General features: G+C 40.4%; 4 protein-coding genes. All 4 read right to left on the bottom strand.

All coding sequences use genetic code 11. From position 1 onward, the window contains the following. On the bottom strand, positions 1-338 hold a 338-nt coding region (locus Q0372_RS02410), incomplete at its 3' end, for a hypothetical protein (protein WP_298102103.1). 94 nt (positions 339-432) lie between these two features. Beyond that, positions 433-639, bottom strand: a complete 207-nt coding sequence (locus Q0372_RS02405; protein ID WP_298102100.1) for a hypothetical protein — start codon at positions 637-639, stop codon at positions 433-435. A 16-nt stretch (positions 640-655) separates the two neighbouring features. Continuing rightward, positions 656-1,138, bottom strand: a complete 483-nt coding sequence (locus tag Q0372_RS02400) for a hypothetical protein (protein ID WP_298102097.1) — start codon at positions 1,136-1,138, stop codon at positions 656-658. Positions 1,139-1,457: 319 nt separating this feature from the next. Next, a partial coding sequence (locus tag Q0372_RS02395) for a 7-cyano-7-deazaguanine synthase (protein WP_298102094.1) occupies positions 1,458-1,705 on the bottom strand: 248 nt, incomplete at its 5' end.

Raw genomic sequence — 1,705 nt, 5'->3', positions numbered from 1 at the left:
CCATATTCCGCTAGAGCTTCCTTTAAAATTTTATAAAGCTCGTCCAGTGAAATTCCGTAAGTGCTGGAATTTATACTTTCTAGCTTATATTTGATAAAAAACGGATTATCGACTAGCATTTTACTTGTAGTCTCGTCATAAATTCGTCTTATATCAAGCTCAATATCTCTACCTTTATAGTGAAGCAACCAAATCTCCTCACCCGTAAATCCATCTCGCGGATCCGGCATAGATGCCAAACATACATGAATAAGCCAAGCATCTCTTTGCTTATCGATAACCCAATTCATCCAATCGGTATCATTATCCTGGATTGGGTATGTGTAATTGTGTTTCATCAATAGCTCGTTCATATTGCTTAAAATATCATATTTCTTCAAGTCCTCTTTAGAAATATATTCCGCAACAAACGCCATTCTCTCCTCCTTAAATTTAATATTTAATTATATCTACGACATATTTATGTTCGCTTATACGCTCGTAGATATCGCCTTCGCTTTTAGTGCCTAGCTTTCTAACCATATCGTTTAGAAAAAATTTCTCAAAATTTTCAGCGGTTACCTTGGCGCCGCTACTGGTGCGCACATCCTTGTCATTCGCTATATCTGCCAAAATCTTCTTTGCTTGTTCATTTGTCATTTTTTATCCTTTGTATTTAATCGTGCAGAAAAGTTACGACTTCGTGTTCTTTTGGAACATATTCCCTATTTTCAATACCGCCGCTACCATACTCAGACAAGGCTTCATTTAAAATTTTATAAAGCTCGTCTATCGAAATATCTCCAATGTCAGAATTTACGCTTTGGAATTTATATTTGATTTTAAATGGATTTTCCGTGAAATATTTACTCGTTGTCTCATCATAAATTCGCCTTATATCAAGCTCAATATCTCTACCTTTATAATGAAGCAACCAAATATCCTCGCCCGTATAGCCATCTCGTGGATCCGGCAGTTGAGGGCTACCGATAAAGATAAGATAGGTCTGTTTTTGTTTATCTACTACCCAATTTAACCATCTAATATCTTGATTGCTCAATAAGGGTTTTCTAAATTTTGTTCTAATTTTATTAACAGTGTCTATAATATCGTATTCCTCTAAGTCCTCTTTCGAAATATATTCTGCTACAAACGCCATTCTCCACTCCTTAAAATTTAATTATCGGATTATACTGCGATATGTTTATATCCGCCTATACGATCATAAATATAGCGCAGGAGGTAAATTTTATAATTGATTTTTGCTTTGAACCGTGCGCAACGCTCTCGTTAAAATTTTTAAAATTTCAAAGCGTAGTTTAAATTTATAGCGCAGCTCGGCGCACTAAAGTGCAGGCCGCCGCGCGTTTAAATCCCACCGCAAATTGTGCGACGCTACGTATTCAAAACCCGAGCATATCAGGCGCTGCGATGACGCGCCGAGCCGAGCGGGCTCCGTAAATTTAACCGCGACATACCTAAGCTTCTATCGCGTAGGGGATTTTATCTTTCGCGTCGGCGCCCGCAAAGCCTTTAAGCCGCAGTAGGCAGCTGTCGCAAAGCCCGCACGCAGCGTCCTCGCGCTCGTAGCAGCTCCACGTAAGCTCTAACGGCACGCCGATTTCAAGCGCCAGCGAAACGATCTGCGCCTTGCTAAGGTGCACGAGCGGGGTTTTGATGCGCGGATGAAAGTCGCGGCTCGTACCCAGATCGAGCGCTCGCTCAA

Origin of the sequence: uncultured Campylobacter sp., assembly GCF_937997405.1 — a bacterium.
Classification (GTDB): Bacteria; Campylobacterota; Campylobacteria; order Campylobacterales; family Campylobacteraceae; genus Campylobacter_B.
This window is presented reverse-complemented; position numbering and strand designations above follow the sequence as displayed.